Below are 21,601 nucleotides of genomic sequence, written 5' to 3' on the forward strand. Positions count from 1 at the left end.
CGGCGCACTGCCGAGCGTGCGCCGGGCCGACCCCGCGCCGGGCCGGCACCCCGCCTTCGGGCGCGGGGCGCTGGCCGGGGGCCTGCGCGAGCTGGGGTTGCCGCCGGGCGCCACCGTGCTGGTGCACTGCGCCCTGTCCCGGGTCGGGCCGGTCGCGGGCGGCCCCGCGGCCCTGCTGGGCGCCCTGCGGGACGTGCTGGGGGAGCGGGGCACGGTGGTCGTACCGGCCCAGACGGCCGGCAACTCCGTCACGTCGCGGGCGTTCCGGGCGGCGACCGCCGGGTTGACCGGCGCCGAGGTGGCGGCGGTGGAGGCGGCGATCGCGCCGTTCGACCCGGACCACAGCCCGTCGGAGGGGATGGGGATCTTCGCCGAGCACGTACGCCGGCAGCCGGGCGCGTTGCGCAGCCGGCACCCGCAGACGTCCTTCGCCGCCCTCGGCCCCGGGGCGGCCCGGCTGACCGCCGTCCACGACCTCGCCTGTCACCTCGGCGAACGCTCGCCCCTCGGCGCGCTCTACGCCGCCGACGCCGTCGTGCTGCTGCTCGGCGTCGACTGGTCCGCGTGCACCGCGTTCCACCTGGCCGAGTACCGGCTGCGCCGGCCGCCCGCCGAGCGGTCGTACCGGTGCTACGTGCGCGGCCCCGACGGGCGGCGGATCCGACGGGACTTCCACGCCCCGGACCTCGACGACGCCGACTTCCCGCTGATCGGCCGGGCGCTGACCGACGCCGGAGGGGTGCGGCCCGGTCGGGTCGGGGGCGCCGAGTGCCGGCTGGTGGGCCTCCGGGCGGCGGTCGACTTCGCCCGGGGGTGGATGGATGAACACCGGGGGTGACGGGCCGGGCAGCCGAGAGTTGGCGGCTGTCGATACTGTGGGCAGCCGGGACTCGCTGCGCCGGTCGGGAGCGGTAGGTGACAGAGGAAACGTACTGGGAGGACGAGAGCGCCCCCGTGTTCTTCCTCAGCTACGCCCGCACCAAGAACCGGGTGGCGGCGCCGCCGCGCGACACCAACCAGAAGGTCTTCCAGCTCTTCGTCGACCTCTCCGACCACGTCGTGGAGCTGCTCGGCCTCGGCCCCGGCCGGACGGCGGGCTTCATGGACCGGATGCTCGATGGCGGGCAGGTGTGGACGGAGGATCTCGCCTTCGCCGCCGGCCACTGCCAGGTCTTCATCCCGTTGGTCTCGCCGCAGTACCTGAACAGCGCCTGGTGCGCGCGGGAGTGGGACGCCTTCACCCGGCGGCGGATGCTGACCCGCCCAGGCGCCGATCCGTCCGCGGGGGAGACGCCGGTGATCCCGGTCAACTGGTCGGTGGTGGACCGTCGACGCCTGCCGGAGGTCGTGTCGCGGCGGCAGATGTTCACCCCCACCCGGCTACCCTCGGACATCGCCCCGCAGTACCACGACGAGGGCATCTACGGCCTGTTGAGCCTCGGCAAGAACGGCAAGGACGCCTACGACGCGGTGGTCTGGCGGCTGGCACAGCGGATCGCGCGGGCGTACCAGACGCACTGGGTGCGGGCGCAGGTCCCGGACGACGTGCGGCAGTTGCGCGACACGTTCGAGGAGGTCGGGCATGACGTGGTCTGACCTCCCGCAGCCCCGAGCCGTCCCCCGCCGGGAAACCTACTTCTTCCTCAGCTACGCCCACTCGGTGCCGCTGTCGGCCGCGCCCCGGCCGGACACCGACTACTGGGTCAGCCGGTTCTTCCAGGACCTGGCCGCGGCCGTCCGGCGCGGCGCCACGAGGACCGGTGACCTCGACGCCGGTTTCTTCGACGGTCTGGTCAGCCCCGGGGCGGATCTGCGGCAGACGCTCACCGAGGCGCTCAGCCTCACGCACGTCTTCGTGCCCCTGCACTCGCCCAACTACTTCCGCAACGCCTGGGCACTCGGCGAGCGCGAGTCGTTCCGCAGCCGACTCACCCGGCTCGGCCCGGCGCGTGCCGACCGGCACCTCCTGCCGGTGCTGTGGCTGCCGCTGCCGTCCTGGGGCGACCGGCCGGAGACCACGCAGGCCCTCGACCTGGTCGCCGACACCGACGACCGCGCCGACTACGCCGAGAACGGCCTGCGCGCGCTCTGCAAGCTCAGCGCCTACCGGCGGCCGTACGAGCGGGTCCTCACCGCGCTGGCGGAGCGGATCGTCACGGTGACGGAGACCCAGCCGCTGCCGCGCTCCCGGGCGGCGACGCTGGCCAGCCACCCGGTCACCGACAGCGGCGGCGCGGCGCTGGTGGTCACCACCCTCACCGACCACGCCCGGTGGCGGCCCTACGCGGGGCAGCACGAGCTGGGGGTGGCCGACTACGTGGCCGCGACCGCCGAGCGGCTCGGCCTGCCCACCCGGGTCGTCGACCTGGCACAGGCCCGGGCCCTGGCTCCGGGGAGCCCCACCGTCGTGCTGGTGGACGCCGCCACCGGCGCCGCCGCGGCCCGGTCGGCGCTGGCGGGCCTGCCCCGGTGGGTGGTCCCGCTGGTGATCGCCGCCGAGCACGAGCGTGGCGAGCCGGGCCCGGAGTCGATCGCCGGTACGTTGCAGGACGCCGGTTTCCCCCGGGTGCTGCCGGCGCGCGCGATCGACGAGTTCGAGCGCTGCGCGCCGCTGCTGGTGACCGAGGCCCGCAAGCAGTTCCTCCGGCACGGCCCGGTCGACCCGCCGGACGGCCCGGCCACCCCTAAGCCGAGCCTGCGGCCGGTACGGCCGACCGGGGCACCGCCAGGAAGCAGCCCGACGCCGCCGGTGCGGCCGTTCGACGTCACGCGAGGGAAGGACGAACGATGACGCCATCGCGCGAAGGCCAGGTCGTCACCTTCTACTCGTACAAGGGTGGCACGGGCCGCACCATGGCACTCGCCAACACCGCGTGGATCCTCGCCGCGAACGGCCAGCGGGTGCTCGTCGCCGACTGGGACCTGGAGTCCCCCGGCCTGCACCGGTTCTACGCCCCGTTCCTCGACCCGGAACAGGTCGCCACCACCGGCGGCGTGATGGACCTGATCCTCGACTACGAGTGGGAGAACGCCCGACGGCGCAAGGAGGACGGCGCCGGGAGCACCCGCCCCGGCGACTGGCACCGCGAGTACGCCCGGGTCCACCGGTACGCGTTCTCGGTGGGGTGGGAGTTCCCCGGCGGCGGCAGCCTCGACCTGCTCCTGGCCGGCCGGCACAACCCCGACTACGCCACCAGCGTGACCGGCCTGAACTGGGACAACTTCTACAACCGGCTGGGCGGCGCGCAGTTCTTCGACGCGCTGCGCGAGGACATGAAGCGGCACTACGACTACGCGCTCATCGACAGCCGCACCGGCATCAGCGACGTCGCCGAGATCTGCACGATCCACCTGCCGGACGTCCTCGTCGACTGCTTCACCCTCAGCGACCAGGGCATCGACGGCGCCGCGGCGGTGGCCGCCCGGGTCCGCGACTACGAGGGGCGGCGGGCGCGGCGGGTGCTGCCCGTGCCGATGCGGGTCGACGACGGGGAGAAGGGCAAGCGGGACGCCGGCCGGGCGCTGGCCATGCAGCGGTTCGCCGGCCTGCCCGGTGGCATGACGGACACCGAGCGGCAGCACTACTGGCTCACCGTCGAGGTGCCCTACCGGGCGTACTACGCGTACGAGGAGACGCTGGCGACCTTCGGCGACGAGCCGGGGGGCCGCACCACCCTGCTGAGCGCGTACGAGACGCTGACCAGCCACATCACGAACGGCAGGATCACCGGCCTGCCCCGGATGGACGACCAGTTGCGCCGCCAGACGGTGCAGCGCTTCGAGCGTAAGCCGGCGGTCGTCGACGAGCTGGTCGTGCTGCGGCACGTGCCGGAGGACCACGTCTGGGCGGAGTGGGCGCAGTCGGTGTTGAACTCGGCGGACCTGCGGGTGGTGGCCGCCCCGCTCGACGACCCGACGCCGGTGCCGTCGGGCACGGCGTTCCGCGAGCTCCGCCTGGTCTCCCGGTCCTACCAGTCGGCCCGACGCGCCCTCGGCGTGCCCGAGAGCGACCGCGGCGCGCCGGCCTGGCTGGCCGTGTACGTCGACGACACCCCGCCCGTCCCGGACGTGCCGATCGGCAGTTGGACGGCCGTGCACGACCTCACGGCCGAGGAGGCCGCCGCGCACCTGCTGAAGCTGGTCGGGCGGACGGTGGGCGCGGCCGGCCTGCGCCCCGCCCGCTTCCCCGGGGTGCGCGCCGCGGTGTTCAACGCGCCGGCCCGCAACGCCCGCTTCACCGGGCGCGAGGAGCTGCTGCGCCGGCTCCGGGAGGAGCTGAAGGCGGCCGGCGGCGGCGGTACCCCGGTCGCGCTGCGGGGCGGCCCGGGCCTCGGCAAGACGCAGCTCGCCATCGAGTACGCCCACCGGTTCCGGGGCGCGTACGACATCATCTGGTGGGTCGCCGCCGACCCGCCGCAGTTCGTCGACGTGCGCATGGTGGAGCTGAGCGAGGAACTGGGCCTGCCGACCCAGACGACGATGCCGGAGACCAACCGCGCCCTGCGGCAGCGGCTGAGCCAGACCGAGCGCCGCGCGGACGGCACCGCGCCGCCGCACTGGCTGCTGATCTTCGACAACGCCGACCAGTACGAGCACGTCCGGCCGTACCTCCCGCAGGGCAACGGCCACGTGCTGGTCACCACCCGCAACCCTGACTGGGGCGACCTGGCGCGGGCGGTGGACGTGGACGCGTTCGAGCGGGCGGAGAGCGTGGCGCACCTGCGCGCCCGGCTGGGCGAGCACCTGATGAGCGTCGCCGAGGCCGAGCAGGTCGCCGACGCGGTGGAGAACGTGCCGATCTTCGTCGCCACGGTCGGGGCGTGGCTGGCCGACACCCGGACGCCGGTCGACGAGTACCTGGCCGGGCTCCGCCGCACCGGCCTGGAGACCGAGGTCTGGGACCTTCCGCTGCAACGGCTGATGGAAGGCTCGCCGGGGGCGTACCGTCTCCTGCAGCTCGCGTCGGTGCTCGCCCCCGAGATCTCCCTCGACCTGCTCTACGGCGACCAGGTCGCCCGGGTCATCGCACCCCACGACCCGGTGGTGGCCGCCCGGGTCGCCGACCGGGTGTCCGAACGCGACATCGCGGCGGCACTGGTGCAGCGGATGAACAAGCTCGCGCTGATCAAGCTCGACCCGCACGCGCACCGGGTGCAGGTGCACCGGCTGTTGCAGGCCGCGCTGCGCGCCCGGATGTCCGACGACGAGCTGGTCGCGGCCAAGCACGAGGTGCACCAGATCCTCGCCGGCTCCCGCCCGCCGGGCGAGGTGGAGGACCCGGCGAACCAGCAGCGGTTCCGCATCCTCTGGCCCCACCTCGACGGCTCCGACGCCATCTCCTGCGAGGACGACGACGTCCGGCAGCTCGTCATCGACCGGGTCCGCTACATCTACGTCAACGGCGGCTACGAGCAGGGCGAGCGGTACGCGCGGGAGACCGACGCCGTCTGGTCGGCGCTGCTGGCGGAGCTGCCGCCGGACGGGCCGGAGCACCGTAAGCTGCGCGTCCAACTGCTGCACCTGCGGTTCAACCTGGCCAACCTGCTGCGCCGGCTCGGGCGCTTCGAGGAGGCCCACGGGCTGGACGAGGACACCCTGCGCCAGCAGGAGGAGCTGATCGGCGACAGCCACCCGTACACGCTGATGACCGCGGGTGGCTTCGGCGCCGACCTGCGTACGTTGGGCCGCTACCAGGAGGCCCTGGAGCGTGACCTGCGGACGTACGCCGCGTCGGTCGAGGTCTTCGGCGAGGACCACCGGCGGACCCTGACCGCGGCGAACAACCTGGCCGCCTCCTACCGGCTGATGGGCATGTTCGACCGGGCCCTCGACGGTGACCAGGCCACCAACCGCCGGCTGCGGGTCGTCCTCGGTCCGGAGCACCCGAACACCCTGGCGTCGGCCAACAACCTCGCCCGCGACCTGCGGGAGACCGGCGACTACGAGGGTTCCGTGGCGCTGCTGCGCGAGGTGGTGACCGGCTACCGGAACCTCTTCGGCGACCACTCCCGGGACGTGCTCACCGCCCAGGCCAACCTGGCCGTGTCGCTGCGCAGCACCGGGGAGATCGACGAGGCGTCCCACCTGCTCGACGAGACCTACCAGCGGCTGCTGGCCACCCTCGGGCCGGCCAGCCCGGACACCCTGTTCAGCTGGCTCAGCCGGACGGCGAACCTGATGCTGCAGGGCCACAGCGCCCAGGCGCTGGCGGAGCTGGGCGAGGTGGAGCAGATGTTCGTCCGGGTGTTCGGGCCCGAGCACCCGTACTCCCTGGTCTGCCGGGTCAACCTGGGCGTGGCTCTGTGGGACGCCGGCGACACGGGCGCCAGCCGGTCGCTCACGGATGCCGCGGCGGCGGCGCTGCTCGCCACGCTCGGCGACCGGCACCCGTTCACCATGGCCGCGTCCAACAACGTGGCGGTCTTCACCATCCTCGCCGGCGACCCGGAGGAGGGGCGCGAGCGGCTGCGGGCCGTGGTCGAGCGGCTGGCCGAGGTGCTCGGGTCCGAGCATCCCGACACGCTGCGCAGCCGGGGCAACCTGGAGACCGCCAACCAGGCGGCCTCCGGCGGGCGGGTGAGCATCGGCCGGATGCGGATCGCCGACCGGCTCGCCAACCGGATCGGGCAGCACCACCCCAGCGTCGTGCTGCTGCGGGACGGGCGGTACGTGCGCCGGGTCCTCGACCCGCACCCCTACTGACCGGGCCGCGCCCCGATCAGCAGGTCGCCGCTCAGCGCCGCGGCGGGGTCGGTGAGCCAGCGCAGGATGCGCGGCAGTTCCTCGACCGCGTCGAAGTGCGCCGCGCCGGGCCGGATCTCCATCTCGGCGCCGGGTATCTGCGCGGCCAGCCAGCGGCCGTGGCTGACCGGGGCGAAGTTGTCGTCGGCGCCGTGCCACAGCCGGACGGGCGTCACGGTGGTGTCGATCGCCTTGAGGTCGAACGCCCAGTTGCGGCGGAACGCCAGCACGTCGTCGATCCACCCGTACGGGCCCGCGCGGAGGGCCTCCTCGTAGGTGTCCGTGATCAACCGGCGCAGCGCGGGGTCGTTGACCGCCCGACGGTCCGCCGCGCTCATCTCCGTCCGCAGATCCGCCAGCAGGAGCCGGGGATCGGCGGCGGCCCGCTCGGCGCGCTGGCGGATCTCCTCCACCACGGCGGCGGTGTCGGGGGTGCCCACCCCGAACCCCCGGACGTTGCCGGTGTTCATGCCCCCGACCCAGTCCAACTCCATCGCGTTCCACGGGGCGAGGCTGACCAGCACCGCCACCCGGGCCACCCGGCCGCGCAGCTCGGCGTCCGCCGCGCAGGCGAGGGCGTGCGGGCCACCCCCGGAACGGCCGACCACGGCGAACTGCTCCACGCCGAGGTGGTCGGCGATCGCCTCGACGTCGCGGGCGGCATCGGCGACGTCCCGGCCCTCGCGCCGGTCGGAGTCGCCGTAGCCGGGGCGGTCGTAGGCGATCAGCCGGACGCCCATGCGGTAGAGCACGATGCTGCGGGGCTTCGGGCCACGGCGGCTGCCGGGTGTGCCGTGGAGCAGGAAGACGGGGAATCCGTCGGGCGCGCCGGTCACCTCGTACGCCACGCGTCTGCTGTCCTCGCGTGTGGCGAAGTCGGCCCCTGGCTCGCCGTCTCGGGTCACACCATCCTGCCCTTCGGTGCCGCAACCAGCCAATACTCGCAACCCGGCATCGAGTGAAGGCGATGTCTGGCGGCCCCACTCAGCAAATGAGCCTAATGGTCGGCCCGGTCGCGCCGCTATGGCGAGGTTCAACAACCGGCCGGATCTGTCGGAAACGACACCTACCGGCCCACCTCGGCTGGAACTTCCGGCTGGCCGTCGGCCGAGGCGCGGCGGCGTGGACTCACCCCTGCGAGGGCAGGACGGCGGACGGGCGCCAGCCGGCCCGGTGCAGCGCCACGCACAGACCGCGCAGCGAGGCGGCCGTCGGGTCCGGGTCGAAGCCGCACCCCCAGACCGCCCGACCGTCCACCCGGCACCGCACGTACGCCAGCGTGCCGGGCTCCTCGTCGAGGGTGAACGCCTGCTCGACGTGGTCGAGGACGACCGGTGCGGGGCCGGACTGGGCGAGGGCCCGCGCGATGCTCGGCAGCAACCCGTGGCCGGCGTCGCCGCCGACGACGAGCGGCCCGCCGCCCACGGCGAGTTCCACCTTGACCGCGCCCGGCCCCGGCGCGCCCGCCGACACCTCGCACGACACGAGTTGCACGTCGAGGGCGGCCGGCAGGAACTCGGTGCGGAAGACCGCCCAGAGTTCCTCCGCGGACACCTCTCTGCCCTCGTCGTCGGACACCGCCTGGCTCAGCCCCGACACCTCGATCTGGAGGCTGCGCGGCAGGGTCAGCCCGTGGCAGGACCGCAGCAGGTACTCCACGCCGCCCTTGCCGGACTGGCTGTTCAACCTGATGATCGCCTCGTACGAGCGCCCGATGTCCTTGGGGTCGATGGGCAGGTACGGCACGTCCCACCGGTGTTGCGACAGCGCCACGCCCCGGTCCGCCGCGTCCTCGGACAACGCCCGCAGGCCCTTGCTGATGGCGTCCTGGTGCGACCCGGAGAACGAGGTGTGGACGAGGTCGCCGGCGTACGGGTAGCGCTCCGGCACCCGCATCCCCGTGCACTGCTCGACCTCGTGCCGGACGGCGTCGATGTCGGACAGGTCGATCTGCGGGTCGACGCCCTGGCTCATCAGGTTGAGGGCCAGCACGACCAGGCAGACGTTGCCGGTGCGCTCGCCGTTGCCGAACAGGCAGCCCTCGATCCGCTGGCCGCCGGCCAGCAGGCCCAGCTCGGCCGCGGCGACCCCGGTCCCGCGGTCGTTGTGCGGGTGCAGCGACAGGCAGACGTGCTCCCGCCGGGGCAGGTTGCGGCTCATCCACTCCACCTGGTCGGCGAAGACGTGCGGCCCCGCGCACTCGACTGTCGCCGGCAGGTTGATGATGATCTCCCGGTCGTGCGCCGGGTCCCAGACCTCCGTGACCCGCGCGCAGACGTCGAGCGCGAAGTCCAGCTCGGTCTGCGAGAAGGACTCGGGAGAATACTCGAACCCGATCCGGCCGGGGTGCGCGTCGGCGAGTTCCCGGCACAGGCGTGCGTGGTCGACCGCCAGGCGCAGCACGCCCCCGCGGTCCGCCCGGAAGACGACCCGACGCTGCGTCGGCGACGTCGAGTTGTACAGGTGCACGATGGCCTGCGGCGCGCCGGCGAGCGCGTCGAACGTACGCCGGATCAGCTCCTCGCGCGCCGGCACGATCGCCTGGATGAGGACGTCGTCCGGGATCTCGCCGTTCTCGATGATCCGGCGGGTGAACTCGAACTCGGTCCGGCTGGCGGCCGGGAACCCGATCTCGATCTCCTTGTAGCCCATGGCGACGAGGAGCCGGAACAGCCGGGTCTTGCGGTCGACGTCCATCGGGTGCGGCAGCGCCTGGTTGCCGTCCCGCAGGTCGGTCGACAACCAGCGCGGCGCCGTGGTGATCCGCTTCGCCGGCCAGGACCGGTCGGCCAGATCCACGGCGGGCACGGGCGCGTACCGCCGGTACGGCAGCCGGCTCGCCCGCTGCCTCACCTGTCCTACCGGAAAAGTCGCCTTTGCCATGGAGCCTCCCCCGTCCTAGCGAAAAGGTCTTCGGATCAGCGAAAAGGGGTCAGTCGAAGATCGGCCCCTGGGTGCGGGAGCGCTTCAGCTCGGAGAAGCCGGGCGTACCGGCGATCAGGACCAGCCCGTCCCAGAGGCGGCCGGCGGCCTCGCCGCGCGGGGCGGGCGACACCACCGGGCCGAAGAACGCGACGCGCCCGTCCGGCCCGTCCACCTCGACGACCGGGGTCCCCGCGTCGGGCCCCACCCGGCTGACCGCCTCCTCGTGCGACTGGCGGATCCGCCCGTCGAACTCGGTGCTCTCCATCGCCGCCGCGAGCGCGGGGTCGAGGCCGGCGGCCCGCAGCGCGTCGCCCACCGTCTCCGGCAGCACGTCCAGGCGATGACGCAGGCCCCGGTCGTGGAACCGCACGCCCAGCGCCGCGTACAGCAGCGGCACGGCCTCGCCGTCGTAGCGCTGCTCGGCGGCGGCCAGCACCCGGAGCGGCTTGATCATCTCCCGCACCGTGTCCCGCTGCTCCGGCGTCAGGTCCTGGTTCTCGTAGAGGATCGCCTGGCTCATCAGGTCCCAGCACGGCTCGATCCCGCGGACCTGCTGCACCTGCACCAGCCACTGCGACGAGATCCACGCCCAGGGGCAGAGCGGGTCGAACCAGAAGCCCACCTTCATGCCGATCCTCCTCCTGAGGTCCCACGGATCGCGCGCAGCGCGCCGGGCAGGCAGGCGAGGACGCCGACGAGGATCGCCGCCACCGGCAGCACCATCCCCAGCCGCAGCGCCTCCGCGTACCGGTCCACCGGCGCGGCGCCGTCCGCCCACGCCGACAACCGCTGCGCCAGCAGCAGGCCCACCAGCGTGACCGCCGCGACCGGCCCGAGCTGGCGGACGGTGTTCAGCAGGCCCGACGCGGCGCCGGCCAGGGCCGGCTGCACCTCGCGCATCGCCACCGCGGCCATCGGCGCGATCAGCAGCCCGTTGCCCAGCCCGATCACCACCATCGGGCCGAGGAAGGTCAGCCAGGCCGCGTCGAGCCGCATCACCGCGGCGGCCCAGCCCATGCCGGCGACGGTGAACAGCAGGCCGCCGAGCAGGACCACCCGGCCGTCGAGCCGGTCGGTGATCTTCCCGGCGAACGGCGCGAGCAGGGTGGAGATCAGCGCCGGGGGCGCCAGCGCCAGGCCCGCGGCCAGGGCGGAGAAGCCCAGTACCGACTGGAAGAACAGGGTCATCAGCAGCATGAAGCCGATGATCCCGAAGGAGACCGCCGCGGCCACGACGACCATCGTGGAGTACGAGCGGATGCCGAGGAGCACGAACGGCACCAGGGGTTCCCGGTCCTGCCGACCGCGCTCGTGCCAGACGAACGCCAGTCCGAGGGCGACCGCCGCCGCGATCATGACCAGCGTCCACGGCGCCCAGTCGAACCGTTCCCCCTCCATGAGCGGGAAGGCCAGGCAGAACAGGGCGGCGGAGGCCAGCACGATGCCGCCGATGTCGAGCCGGTGCCGGCGGTCGAAGCGCAGGTCCGGCACGGCGACGAGGGCCAGGACCACCGCCGCGACACCGATCGGCACGTTGACCAGGAAGATCCACCGCCAGTCGAGGGTGGTGACCAGCAGGCCGCCGACGGACGGGCCCGCGACGGCCGCCACGCCGCCGACCGCACCCCAGATGCCCATGGCCAGGCCCCGCCGGGTGGGCGGGAACAGGCTCACGATCATGGCCATCGTCTGCGGCAGCAGAAGCGCCGCGCCGAGGCCCTGCACGGCCCGGGCCGCGATCAGCTGGCCCGGGCTCTGGGCCAGCCCACAGAGCAGGCTGAACACCGTGAAGACGGCGATACCCACGACGAACAGCCGGCGCGGACCGAAGAGGTCACCGAGCCGGCCGGCGGTGATCAGCAGTACGGCCACCACCAGCACGTACGCGTTGACCGACCACAGCACCGTCGGCAGCGAGGCGCCGAAGTCCGCGCGGATGTCGGGGATGGCGATGTTGACGATGGACACGTCGAGCATCGTCAGGAAGAACCCGAGGGCCAGCACCACGAGACTGACCCACGGATTCTCCCGCCATCCCCCACGGGCGGCGGCCTCCTGCTGCAGGGCTTCGGACGTCACTCACTGCCTCCAGATTGCGGGCGGCACCTTGTTGGTGCGCTCGACGCGACTCACCTTGTCGACCCGGCGGACGGTGATCGCCCCCGGAACCTGCCGGTGCACCGCCGCCAGGTGGTAGAACTGGGCGGTCAGGTGAGCCAGTACGTCCTCGGCGTCGGCGCCCCCGGAATACTCCAGCGTCAGCGCGGTGGCGGCCCTCGGCGACTCGGTGTCGCGGGTCAGGACGAGCTGGGCCTCCTCGACGCCGGGCAGGGTGCGCGCGGACGAAACCACCTCACCGACGCTGAACAGGGCACTGCGCAGGCTCACCGCGTCGTCCGCCCGCCCCAGGACCCGCAGGCCGTCGGGACGACCGCACCGGCACTCGGCGGACGCCAGCCGGTCACCGAGACGGTAACGCACCGCCGGCATCGTCCAGCCCGTGCCACGCCGGGTCAGCAGCGCGCCCTCCTCCTCCAGCTCGAGCATCTGGTCGGGCATGACGTGCAGGGTCTGCAGGTCGCACGCGGGGGTGTTGGTGGCGATGATGTACGTCTCCACCGAGCCGTAGTTGGCCCAGTACTCCGCCTCCGGGAACGCCTTCTGGACGACCCGGTGCTTGGCGTCGGTCCACGGCTCGGCCAGCCAGATGATGGTGCGGATCGGCAGCGTCTCGTTCGCCGCGATCAGGCCCTCCGCGAAGTCGGCCAGCGCGCTCGGGGTGCCGGTGAGCGCGTCGAGGCCGATCTCGCGGAACATCGGGACCCAGTTGCCCACGTCCTCGGGCGCGTAGGCCCCGGACGGCAGCACCGTGCACCGCGACCGCTCGGCGAGGGCGTGGATGTAGTAGTGCGACGCCCACAGCCGGCCCGGGTTGAAGAGGTTGAGCAGCACGTTGTCGGGCCGCAGCGGCCGCCACTCCCGCAGCACCCGTTCCACCGCCTGGTGGTACGGCACGTAGGTGAGCTTCGGCTTGCCGGTGGTGCCGCCGCTGGACATCAGCGCGCTGCCCGTCTCCCGGGCCAGCTCCCGGGTCACCGCCACGATCTCCGCCGGGCCGCTCACCGCCAGGTCGGACAGGGCGGCGGCGTCCGGCGGCACCGGCGCGCCGCCGCGCCCGTCCAGGCCGCGCGCCTGGGCCAGCACGTCCGCCCAGGGCAGGTTCCCGATCGTCGCGGTCATGCCGCGCCTCCCTCGCGGGCGATCCACGCGGCGTGCGCCGCGATGTACGCGCGGAACCGCGACTCGATCACCGGTCGCTGGATCTTGGCGATCTCCTCGGTGGTGGCGTACCCGACCGCGCCGTCCGGTTCCACCTCGGACAGCCAGAACTGGTTGCCGTCCCAGAGGAAGTCGGCCGCGAAGTACGGCATCTGGAGCTTCTCGGCGATGTAGTCGATCGAGCTCTCCAGCTCCTCCGGCAGCGGCGGGTACTCCAGCCGCCCCCCGTTGACCAGGTTCGCGGTCAGCGACTCCCCCTGCGGGATCCGGCGCAGCACGGTGTGCGCCTTGCCGTCGATGACGTACACCCGGAAGTCGTTGACGCCGGTGCCCAGGTAGGGCTGGACGACCACGGCCGTGTCGGCGCCGCCGGCCAGGCCGATCAGCCCGCGCAGCTCGTGCTCGTTGTTGGCGAGGCAGACGCCCTGGCCCATGCCCCAGTACGCGGGCTTGACCAGCATGGGGAAGTCGAGCTTCTCCAGCACCGGCTCGTAGTGCCGGCTGATCGAGTCGCGGCCGGTGCCGATGCGCACGGTGGGCACCCGCGGGACGGGGCAGTCCCGCAGGTACAGCATCGTGGCCATCTTGTCCGTCGTGATGTACGACATGCGCGGATGGATGGGCAGGTAGAAGCCCGCCTGCTCGACGATCGAGTACGCGAACAGCTGGTTGCAGACCTCCTGCACCTGGTGCGGCAGCGACCACAGCGAGGTGACCAGGATGGTGTCCTCCGGGGTGATCCGCTCGCCGTCGAGGAACACCCGGGGCTCGTCGCCGACGGCCTCGACCGCCAGCGCCTCCGCCTTGTGCAGGGACATGGCGAGGCCGCAGTCCTTGGCGATCTCCGTGTAGGTCGTCCAGATGGCGGCTGCTTCCGCCGCCCGCTGGCGTACCGTGCCGCGGTCGGGGTAGATCCAGCAGAGCCGGCGGGCCAGCTGGGTGGGGGCGGGCGTCATGATTGCTTCTCCTCACTGGTCAGGAAACCGCGGACAGCGGCGGCGAACGCCTCGGGCTCCTCGAGGAAACACAGGTGACCGGAGTGGTCGAGGAACTCCACGCGGGCGTCCGGCATGGCCTTGGCCAGCCAGTTGCCGACCTCCGGCGGGTAGACCGCGCTGCGGCGGCCGTGGACGAGCAGGGTGGGCAGCCGCAGGGCGGTCACCCGCTCCCGCCAGTCCTGCGTGAGCACGTCGGAGAGCAGGCCGGCGACGGCGTCGGCGTCGGCGCCACGGGCCTGCCGGACGAGGTCCGCGACGAGCGCCGGGGCCGGGGCGGGACCGTCGACGGCGAAGGAACCGCGGACCAGGTTCTCGGCGAACGCACCGCAGTCGCCGCGCACGTCGCCGAGCAGCGCCGTGGCCCCGGCCCGGTCGAGGGAGCCGAACGCCGCGTACGGCCAGCCGTCGTCGGCGAGCAGCCACGGCGTCTGCTCCACGCTGATCAACCGGCGGACCCGCCGGGTGCCGAACGTCTCCAGGTAGGTCCAGGCGACGGTCGCGCCCAGTGACCAGCCCAGCAGCGTCACGTCGTCGGAGCCGAGGCCCTCGACGACCTCGTGCAGCGCGGCGGCGCAGTCGGACAGGGTGGGCGGCTGCGCCGGGGCGGGCGCGTCGCCGTGCCCCGGCAGGTCGAGGGTCACCACCCGGTGGTCGCGGCCGAGGTCCGCCACGGTGGTGTCGAAGAAGTGTCGGCTGGCGGCGAGGCCCGGGACGAGGACGAGGGTCGGCCCGGCGCCGTGGATCTCGGCGCGCATCACCGGCTCACCAGCTCGAACTGGCGGCGCAGGGCAGGCTTGTCGATCTTGCCCACCGGCGTGTGCGGGATCTCGTCCACGAGGCGCACCGTCGCCGCCAGCCGGTGCCCGGCCAGGACGGCGGTGACCTGCCGGACCGCATCCTCGGCAGCGACGCCGGGGCCCGGGCGGACCGCGACGAGCACCCGGTCGGTCAGCTCACCCGGATCGAGCGGCAGGCTCACCACCTGCGTGCCGGGACTGGCCGCGCGGCACTCGGCGTCCAGCACGGGAGCCAGCACCGGTCCGTCCGGCGTGGACAGCACCTCCGAGACCCGGCCGATGATCCGGAACGCGCCGTCGCCGACCTCCTGCGCCACGTCGCCCGTCCAGAACTCCCCGTCCCGGAACGTGCGCGCGTTCGCCGCGTCGGCGAAGAGGTAGCCCTCGCTGGTGCAGTCGGAGCGCAGCACCAGCTCGCCGATGCCCGTGTGCTCGTCCACCAGCGGCGCGAGCCGGGCGCCGACGCCGCGTACGGGCGGCATTGCCCCGCTCGTCTGCAACTCCTCGGCCATGTTGCCCAGGGCGAGGCCGAACTCGGTCGAACCGTAGATCTGCCGGATGTGGACGCCCAACTTGTCCGCGGCGGCGCGCACCACGTCCGGGCTGAGGTAGGCGCCGCCGCAGAGCGGGCGACGCAACCTCGACAGGTCCACCTGTGCGTCGGCGCCGGCCCGCACGAGCATCTCGTAGTGCGCGGGCAGCGCGCTCATCACCGTCGCCCGCTCCCGCTGCAACCGGTCGAGGTACGCCTGCGGCGAGTCGTCCGGGTCGGCCAGCACCAGCCGGGCGCCGCTGAGCAGGGCGGCGAAGACGTGCAGGTCGGTGGCGTGCGCGACGTCCAACGGGTGCCGGCAGTAGAAGACGTCGTCGGCCACGATGCCGGTGTCGGCGAGCCAGCGCCGGCGCTCGGCGACGAACTTGTCCTGCCGCCACACCATCATCTTGGGGAAGCCGGTGGAGCCGGAGGTCCACAGCTGGCGGAACAGGCCGGCGTGGGGCTCGTCGGGCGCCGGCGGCGCGTCGGTGTCGAGGTCGTCCAGCGACACGACCGGCACCGTCCCCGGGGCGACGTGGTGCTCCCGCCCGGCGACCAGGAGCACCGGCCGCGCCTGCCCGACGGCCCGTTCCGTGTCGGCGGCGGTGAAGTTGCGCATCAGCGGCACGTACCGGGCGCCGACCCGGGCGACGGCCATGATCAGCGCGACGTAGCGGACGCTGTTGGGCAGGGCGAAGGCGACCGTGTCGCCGGCCCGGACCCCCCTGGCGTACAGCCCGGCGGCGAGCCGCTCGCCGAGCGCGACCAGCTCCCGGTAGCGGATCTGGCTGCCGTCGACGTCGACGACGGCCACATGGTCCGGGCGGCGCGCCGCGACGTCGGCCACCGCCTGGCAGAGCACCGCGGTCATGCCGCCACCCACGCCGCGTAGGTGCCGAAGCGCCAGTCCTTGGCCAGGCAGTCGACCTGCCCGAATCCGGCCTTGCGCAGCCACTCCAGCTGGTCCTCCAGCGTGGCGCAGATGTCGAGCTTCATCCGCTCGCGGCCCGCGGCCCACTCGTCGGGCGGGCACTCCGCGCGCTGCACGTGCGCCTCGTGCTGGAAGTCGTACATCGCCTCGACCTGCGGGTTCGGACCGGCCAGCTGCTCGACGTTGACGAACACGCCCTGCGGGGTGAGCACCTCGCGGATGCGCTGGAAGAGGTCCTGCTTGTCCTCGTGGGTGAGGTGGTGGATCGCCAGGCCGGAGACGACCGCGTCGAAGGGGCCGGCCGGCAGCGGGTCCTTCATGTCGCACACCAGCACCGTGACGCGGGGGTTGCCGGCGAACCGCTCCCGCGCCTTGGCGAGCATCGCGTCCGAGTGGTCGACCAGGGTCAGCTCGGCCTGCGGGAGCTGCTCCAGGACGGCGCCGCCGAGCAGTCCGGTGCCGGCGCCGAGGTCGAGGACGCGGGCCGTCTCCGGGACGGTCTCGACGACCGCGTGCACCGCGCTGGCGTAGATGAGGTCGAAGGAGGGGATGAGCTTGCGCCGCATCACGTCGAACGTGCCGGAGTTCCAGATCTCGGGTTTGCTGTCGGTCCTGGTCATCGCGTGGTCCCTTCGCTTCGTGAGCTGAACAGTTGGTCAAGGTCGGCCAGGTGGTGTCCGGCCGCCCTGCGTCCGGGTGCCGCGCCTGCCTCGTCGGTGTTCCGGTGAGGCACGCCGCCGGGCTGTCGTCGGAGGGCCGTGACGGGCCGGGTCAGCACCAGAGCTTTCCGCGCAGGTAGTACGGCTCGGCGTCAGGTTCGTCGGGCCGCGGCTCCTCCGCCGCGGCGATGTGCGCCGCGACGAGGGCGGCGACCTCGGCGACCCGACCGGGGCGCATGACCGAGTAGTGGGTCCCGTCGACCAGGTGCGGGTCGGCGGCGCCCGGCAGGATCTCGTCGAGCGGCACCAGGCCGGGGAAGGCGTCGCGCCGGGTCTCCCGCGCCCGCAGCAGCAGGAGCCGCTCGTGCGGCGCGCCCGGCCGGTGTCCCTCCAGGATCTCGGAGTTGCGGCGGTAGACGCCGAACAGCCGCCCCAGGTCGTCGGCGTCGAGCGGCGCGGCGAGCAGACCCGCCCGGACCAGCGCGTCCTGCAGGGCGCACAGGGCCGCCGGCAGCTCGCCGGCGGGCACCTCCGCGGGCAGGTGGCCGCTGATGTCCTCGCCCTGCGCCAGGTCGGTGAAGAAGCCGGCGAGCCGCTGTCGGAGGCTCACGGCCGCGGCCTCCGGCCGGCCCGTGAACGAGTCGATCGCGGTGACCGAGCGGACCCGCCGCCCCTGCTCCGCCACCAGCCCGGCGACGCGCGCCGACACGGTGCCGCCCATCGACCAGCCGACGAGGTGCACGTTCGCGCCCTCCGGCAGCACGTCGCAGAGGGCGTCGCCGTACCGGCCGGCCAGCTCCGTCATGTCGGCCGGCGGCTCCTCGCCGGGTTGCAGGCCGGCCGCCCGCAGCCCGTACACGGTGGCCCCGGCCGTGATCGCGTGCCGGTCGAGCGCCTCGACCAGCGGCTCGTAGCAGAGCACGTCGCCGCCCACCGGGTGGACCAGCACCAGGGTGCGGGCGTGATCGCCGTCCTTGATGCGCACCAGCGGCGTACCGCCGTGCGGGTGCTGCTCGGCCCGCAGCAGGCCCGCCTGGTCGGCGACGGTGCGGCTGCGCATCAGTGACGCCAGGGGCAGAGTCCGGCCGAAGCTCGCCCTGATCCGGTGGAACAACCGGACCGCGAGCAGGGAGTTGCCGCCGAGGGCGAAGAAGTCGTCCGTGACCCCGCGTACGTCCGGGCCGAGCAGTTCCTGCCACAGGCTGAGCAGCCGGGCCTCGTCCGCCGTGCGCGGCGCGACGACCGCCTGGTCCGTTCCGCGTACGACGGGACCGGCGGCCAGCCGCGCGACCAGTGCCTTGCGGTCGACCTTGCCGTTCGCCGTCAGCGGCACCGTGTCGACCACGGTGACGACGGCGGGCACCATGTACGACGGCAGCTCGGCGGCGAGGTGCGACCGCAGCGCAGCCGGGTCCGGAGCGGCGCAACCCGGTGCCGGGATGACGAACGCCGCCAGGTACGACTCGCCCCGCCCGGCGGCCACCACCGCGACCGCCTTGCGCACGTCGGGATGGTCGGACAGCCGGATCTCGATCTCGCCGAGCTCGATGCGGTGCCCGCCCACCTTCACCTGGTCGTCCTGGCGGCCCAGGAACTCCAGGATGCCGCCGGGCCAGTACCGCGCCCGGTCCCCGGTGCGGTACCGCCGCTCGCCGGTCACCGGGTCGGCGGAGAAGGACGCCCGGGTCAGGTCGGGCGCGTTCCGGTAGCCGTCGGCCACCCCGACCCCGCCGATGTAGAGGTCGCCGGGCACCCACGCCGGCGCGTCGGCGAGCTGCCGGTCCAGCACGTGCATGGTCTGGTTGGCCAGCGGATGGCCGTACGGGACGCTCGACCAGCCCGCCGTCAGGTCCTCCGTCCAGAAGTAGTTGGACCAGATGGACGCCTCGGTCGCCCCGCCGGCGGCCATGACCCGCGCCGTGGGGCACGCCTCCGCGATCCGGTCGAGCAGCGGCAGCGGCACCCAGTCGCCGCTGAGCATGACGAGCCGCAGCGCGCGCAGCATCTCCGGCGCCCGGCCGGCCAGGTATTCCAGCGTGACGGAGAACAGGGCGGGCACCGAGTTCCAGAGCGTGATGCCGTGCTGTCGGCACAGCTCCCCCCACTGCTCCGGGTCGGGCACGTCGCTGTGGGCGGGCACGACCACCGTGCCACCGGCGCCCAGGACGGCGAAGATGTCGAAGACCGACAGGTCGAACGCGAGCGAGGACACCGCGAGCACCCGGTCGGCCGACGTCAGGGCCAGCCGTCGCGTCAGGTCCCGCAGGGTGTTGGTCGCCGCCCCGTGGGAGATCACCACGCCCTTCGGGGCGCCGGTGGAGCCGGAGGTGTAGATGACGTAGGCGGTGCGCCGCAGGTCGCCGCCCAGGCCGTCGGGGGCGGTGCCGCCGGGGCCGGTGCCGCCGTCCGTCGGCACCGCGACGACGGGCAGGTCGGGCAGCCCGTCGAGCGGCGCGGCGTCGACGGCGACGACCGCGGTCGCGCCGCTCTGCCGCAGCACCTCGCCGACCCGCGCCTCTGGCCAGGTCGGACCGACCGGCAGGTACGCGCCGCCCGCCCGCAGGACGCCGAGCACGGCGACCGGCTGCTGCCACGACTTGGGCACCCGCACGGCGACCAGGTCGGTGCGTCCCGGATCCGCGCCCACACCCGCGTCCCGCAGCCGGACCGCCAGCGCCGCCGACAGGCGGTCGAGCTCGCCGTAGGTCAGGCTCCGCTCGGCGTCGACGACCGCGACGGCGTCCGGCCGGCAGCGCATCTGGTCGACGGCCGCCTCGTGCAGCTCGCCCGCCAGGCCGGGCGCCTCGGTGCGGTTCGCCCGCCGGCGGTCGGCGAGCTGCCGGTCGGGCAGTGGCTGCGGGCCCGCCACGGTCCACGCGTCGGCGTTCGCGGCGAGCTGCCGCAACCGGTGCCGGTGGTATTCGGCGAGGTCGTCGACGAGGCCCGGCGGGTACGACGACCGGTCGTGGTCGAAGTTGCAGACCAGCGCGCCGTCGAACTCGAAGACCTGGTGGTCGAGGAGTACCTCGGGGGTGGCGATGGCGCTGTGCGCCAGCGTGGCGGCCGGCAACGCGAGCCGGAAGCCGTCGGAGATGCCGGGCACCAGGTCGAGGCCGCTGCTGAACACCACCGGCACCGGGTTGCCGACGCTGCCGTCGCGCCGGTTGAGCTCCCGGCCGACCGCGACCCCGGAGAACTCGCCCGCGTCGAGGTCGTCGTACAACTGCTTCTGCAGCGCCTGGCACCGCTCGACGAAGGAGCCGGGCATGTCGTCGTACGTCACCAGCAGCGTGCTGGCGGCGTTGCCCCACATCCGTTCCCGGCCCGGCGCGCCGGTCACCCGGTCCGAGGACAGCACCGACACCGTGCCGGACTGACCACCGGACCAGCGCAGCAGACACTCGACGTAGAGGGCGAAGAGCGCCAGGCCGGCCGACACCCCCTGCTCGGCGGCGTGGTGTCGGAACCGCTTCCAGTCGTCCACGTCTAGCTGGTGTGCCACGCGGTGCAGCGGCACGTCCCGGTCGGGCTCGGCGGCCTGCGTGTCCAGGGCACGCGGCAGATCGGGGGCGGGCGGCAGGCTGTCCAGGCGGGACCGCCAGTACCGCTCGGCCGTCCGGCGGGCCGGCAGCGACCTGCGGCGTTCCTGCTCGACGAGGTAATCCGCGAAACTCTCCGCCTCCGGCGCGGGCCGATGGGAGGGATCGACGTAACAACGGGCCAGCTCGGCGAAGAACAACTGGATCGTGGCTCCGTCGAACACCGTCAGTCGTAGCGCGACCTGCAGATTTGTCCCGCCGTCGGGCAGTCGGACGAATCGGAAAAGGAAGGGTCGACCGGCGTCGTGCGGCGGCATGTCCGACACAATTTCGCGGCGCAGTTGCTCCAGTTTTCCGGGCACTTCGTCGATGCGGCAGGCCGACAGATCGCGCACGTCCACGAGCAATTCCGGCCGGTCGTCGGCTATTGGGGCGAAATGCTGCGTGGCCTCCGGCATCACGCGCGTACGGAGCACGGGACGCACCTGCCGCAGCCGGCCGAGAGCATCGGCGAAACGCTCCGGGTCGGGCGGCGTGACGGCGGGGAACGCATACTCCTGGATGTAGAGAGCCGGCGATGCATGGCCCGCGACCCCCTGCTCACCGATGAGATACGCCTGCTGGAGGTCGGTGAGCGGCAGGTGGGTCGGGCCGCCGGCGAGCGCGCCATCCGGGGCGGACCCGCCCGTGGACGCGTCCTCGCCGAGCAGCGCGACGAGTTCGGCGATGCACGCCTTGATTACCGCTCTTGATTGTTCGTCGAGCGACGGTGGATTTGACTGCCCGTTCCGAATACTTGACAAAAAAGCCGCTTCCCCCCGTGGGAACACAGGCATTCGGCAATCCCCCCAATGATTTCCGTCCGACACCATGCCGGACAACAGCTCATCAGAAACCGGATTTGCGATTCCCGACTGTAGTTGACCAAGTCGACCCGAACACTCAGGATGATCAGTGATCTGGATCACAGCACTATTTTCGGCGTTCACCGAGCGTCAGGACGGGCGCGATTGATACGCAAATTCGCAGGCCGGCACCGGATCCGCGGGTAATCACTGTGTCACTGACGCCTGACGATGGCGTGGGAATGTCACCTACCCGGCAGCGGCGCTGGCGGGCCGGGGTGGCGAAGGAATCCCGTGTAGCGCATAATGCGCGACCGAACCGCCACGGCAGCCCGATGAGTGCCGACAGGGG

General features: G+C 73.2%; 14 protein-coding genes. 4 read left to right on the top strand and 10 right to left on the bottom strand.

Annotation, left to right across the window (positions count from 1 at the left end; all coding sequences use genetic code 11):
* Positions 1-16: 16 nt before the first annotated feature.
* The 4 genes from ACZ6O2_RS31220 (at position 17) to fxsT (ending at position 6,702) form a co-directional block, all read left to right on the top strand.
* Entirely contained in the window at positions 17-838 is an 822-nt protein-coding gene (locus ACZ6O2_RS31220) for an AAC(3) family N-acetyltransferase (RefSeq protein ID WP_466025435.1), read from the top strand.
* 77 nt (positions 839-915) lie between these two features.
* Positions 916-1,596, top strand: a complete 681-nt coding sequence (locus ACZ6O2_RS31225) for a TIR-like protein FxsC (RefSeq protein WP_350712332.1) — start codon at positions 916-918, stop codon at positions 1,594-1,596.
* Positions 1,583-2,791 (top strand): TIR-like protein FxsC, encoded by a 1,209-nt coding sequence (locus ACZ6O2_RS31230; protein ID WP_466025419.1) that lies wholly within the window; start codon positions 1,583-1,585, stop codon positions 2,789-2,791. Before ACZ6O2_RS31225 ends, ACZ6O2_RS31230 begins: the two co-directional genes overlap by 14 nt.
* A complete protein-coding gene (gene fxsT, locus ACZ6O2_RS31235; protein WP_466025420.1) occupies positions 2,788-6,702 on the top strand; it encodes an FxSxx-COOH system tetratricopeptide repeat protein in 3,915 nt (1,304 codons plus the stop codon). Before ACZ6O2_RS31230 ends, fxsT begins: the two co-directional genes overlap by 4 nt.
* On the opposite strand, the gene ACZ6O2_RS31240 is transcribed toward fxsT, so the two are convergent.
* The 10 genes from ACZ6O2_RS31240 to ACZ6O2_RS31285 form a co-directional block, all read right to left on the bottom strand.
* A complete protein-coding gene (locus ACZ6O2_RS31240; RefSeq protein WP_350712335.1) occupies positions 6,696-7,646 on the bottom strand; it encodes an alpha/beta fold hydrolase in 951 nt (316 codons plus the stop codon). The two genes, fxsT and ACZ6O2_RS31240, sit on opposite strands and share 7 nt — an antisense overlap.
* Before the next feature lie 223 nt (positions 7,647-7,869).
* Complete coding sequence (locus ACZ6O2_RS31245; RefSeq protein ID WP_466025421.1) at positions 7,870-9,624, bottom strand: 2-isopropylmalate synthase; 1,755 nt, start codon at positions 9,622-9,624, stop codon at positions 7,870-7,872.
* A 49-nt stretch (positions 9,625-9,673) separates the two neighbouring features.
* Positions 9,674-10,294 (bottom strand): mycothiol-dependent nitroreductase Rv2466c family protein, encoded by a 621-nt coding sequence (locus ACZ6O2_RS31250; RefSeq protein WP_350712337.1) that lies wholly within the window; start codon positions 10,292-10,294, stop codon positions 9,674-9,676.
* Positions 10,291-11,745 (bottom strand): MFS transporter, encoded by a 1,455-nt coding sequence (locus ACZ6O2_RS31255; protein ID WP_466025422.1) that lies wholly within the window; start codon positions 11,743-11,745, stop codon positions 10,291-10,293. Before ACZ6O2_RS31255 ends, ACZ6O2_RS31250 begins: the two co-directional genes overlap by 4 nt.
* On the bottom strand, positions 11,746-12,906 hold the full coding sequence (locus ACZ6O2_RS31260) for an AMP-binding protein (RefSeq protein ID WP_466025423.1): 1,161 nt from the start codon (positions 12,904-12,906) through the stop codon (positions 11,746-11,748).
* Positions 12,903-13,901, bottom strand: coding sequence for an ATP-grasp domain-containing protein (locus tag ACZ6O2_RS31265; RefSeq protein WP_350712340.1), 999 nt, complete (start codon positions 13,899-13,901; stop codon positions 12,903-12,905). Before ACZ6O2_RS31265 ends, ACZ6O2_RS31260 begins: the two co-directional genes overlap by 4 nt.
* Entirely contained in the window at positions 13,898-14,698 is an 801-nt protein-coding gene (locus tag ACZ6O2_RS31270; protein ID WP_466025424.1) for an alpha/beta fold hydrolase, read from the bottom strand. The genes ACZ6O2_RS31265 and ACZ6O2_RS31270 overlap by 4 nt, the downstream gene beginning before the upstream one ends.
* Positions 14,698-16,146: a class I adenylate-forming enzyme family protein gene (locus ACZ6O2_RS31275; RefSeq protein ID WP_466025425.1), complete on the bottom strand. Its 1,449-nt coding sequence runs from the start codon at positions 16,144-16,146 to the stop codon at positions 14,698-14,700. Before ACZ6O2_RS31275 ends, ACZ6O2_RS31270 begins: the two co-directional genes overlap by 1 nt.
* Positions 16,143-16,826, bottom strand: a complete 684-nt coding sequence (locus ACZ6O2_RS31280; RefSeq protein WP_357702258.1) for a class I SAM-dependent methyltransferase — start codon at positions 16,824-16,826, stop codon at positions 16,143-16,145. The genes ACZ6O2_RS31275 and ACZ6O2_RS31280 overlap by 4 nt, the downstream gene beginning before the upstream one ends.
* Before the next feature lie 151 nt (positions 16,827-16,977).
* On the bottom strand, positions 16,978-21,207 hold the full coding sequence (locus ACZ6O2_RS31285; RefSeq protein WP_466025426.1) for a non-ribosomal peptide synthetase: 4,230 nt from the start codon (positions 21,205-21,207) through the stop codon (positions 16,978-16,980).
* Positions 21,208-21,601 lie beyond the last annotated feature (394 nt).

The sequence above is a fragment of the Micromonospora sp. NPDC048040 genome (assembly GCF_055587185.1).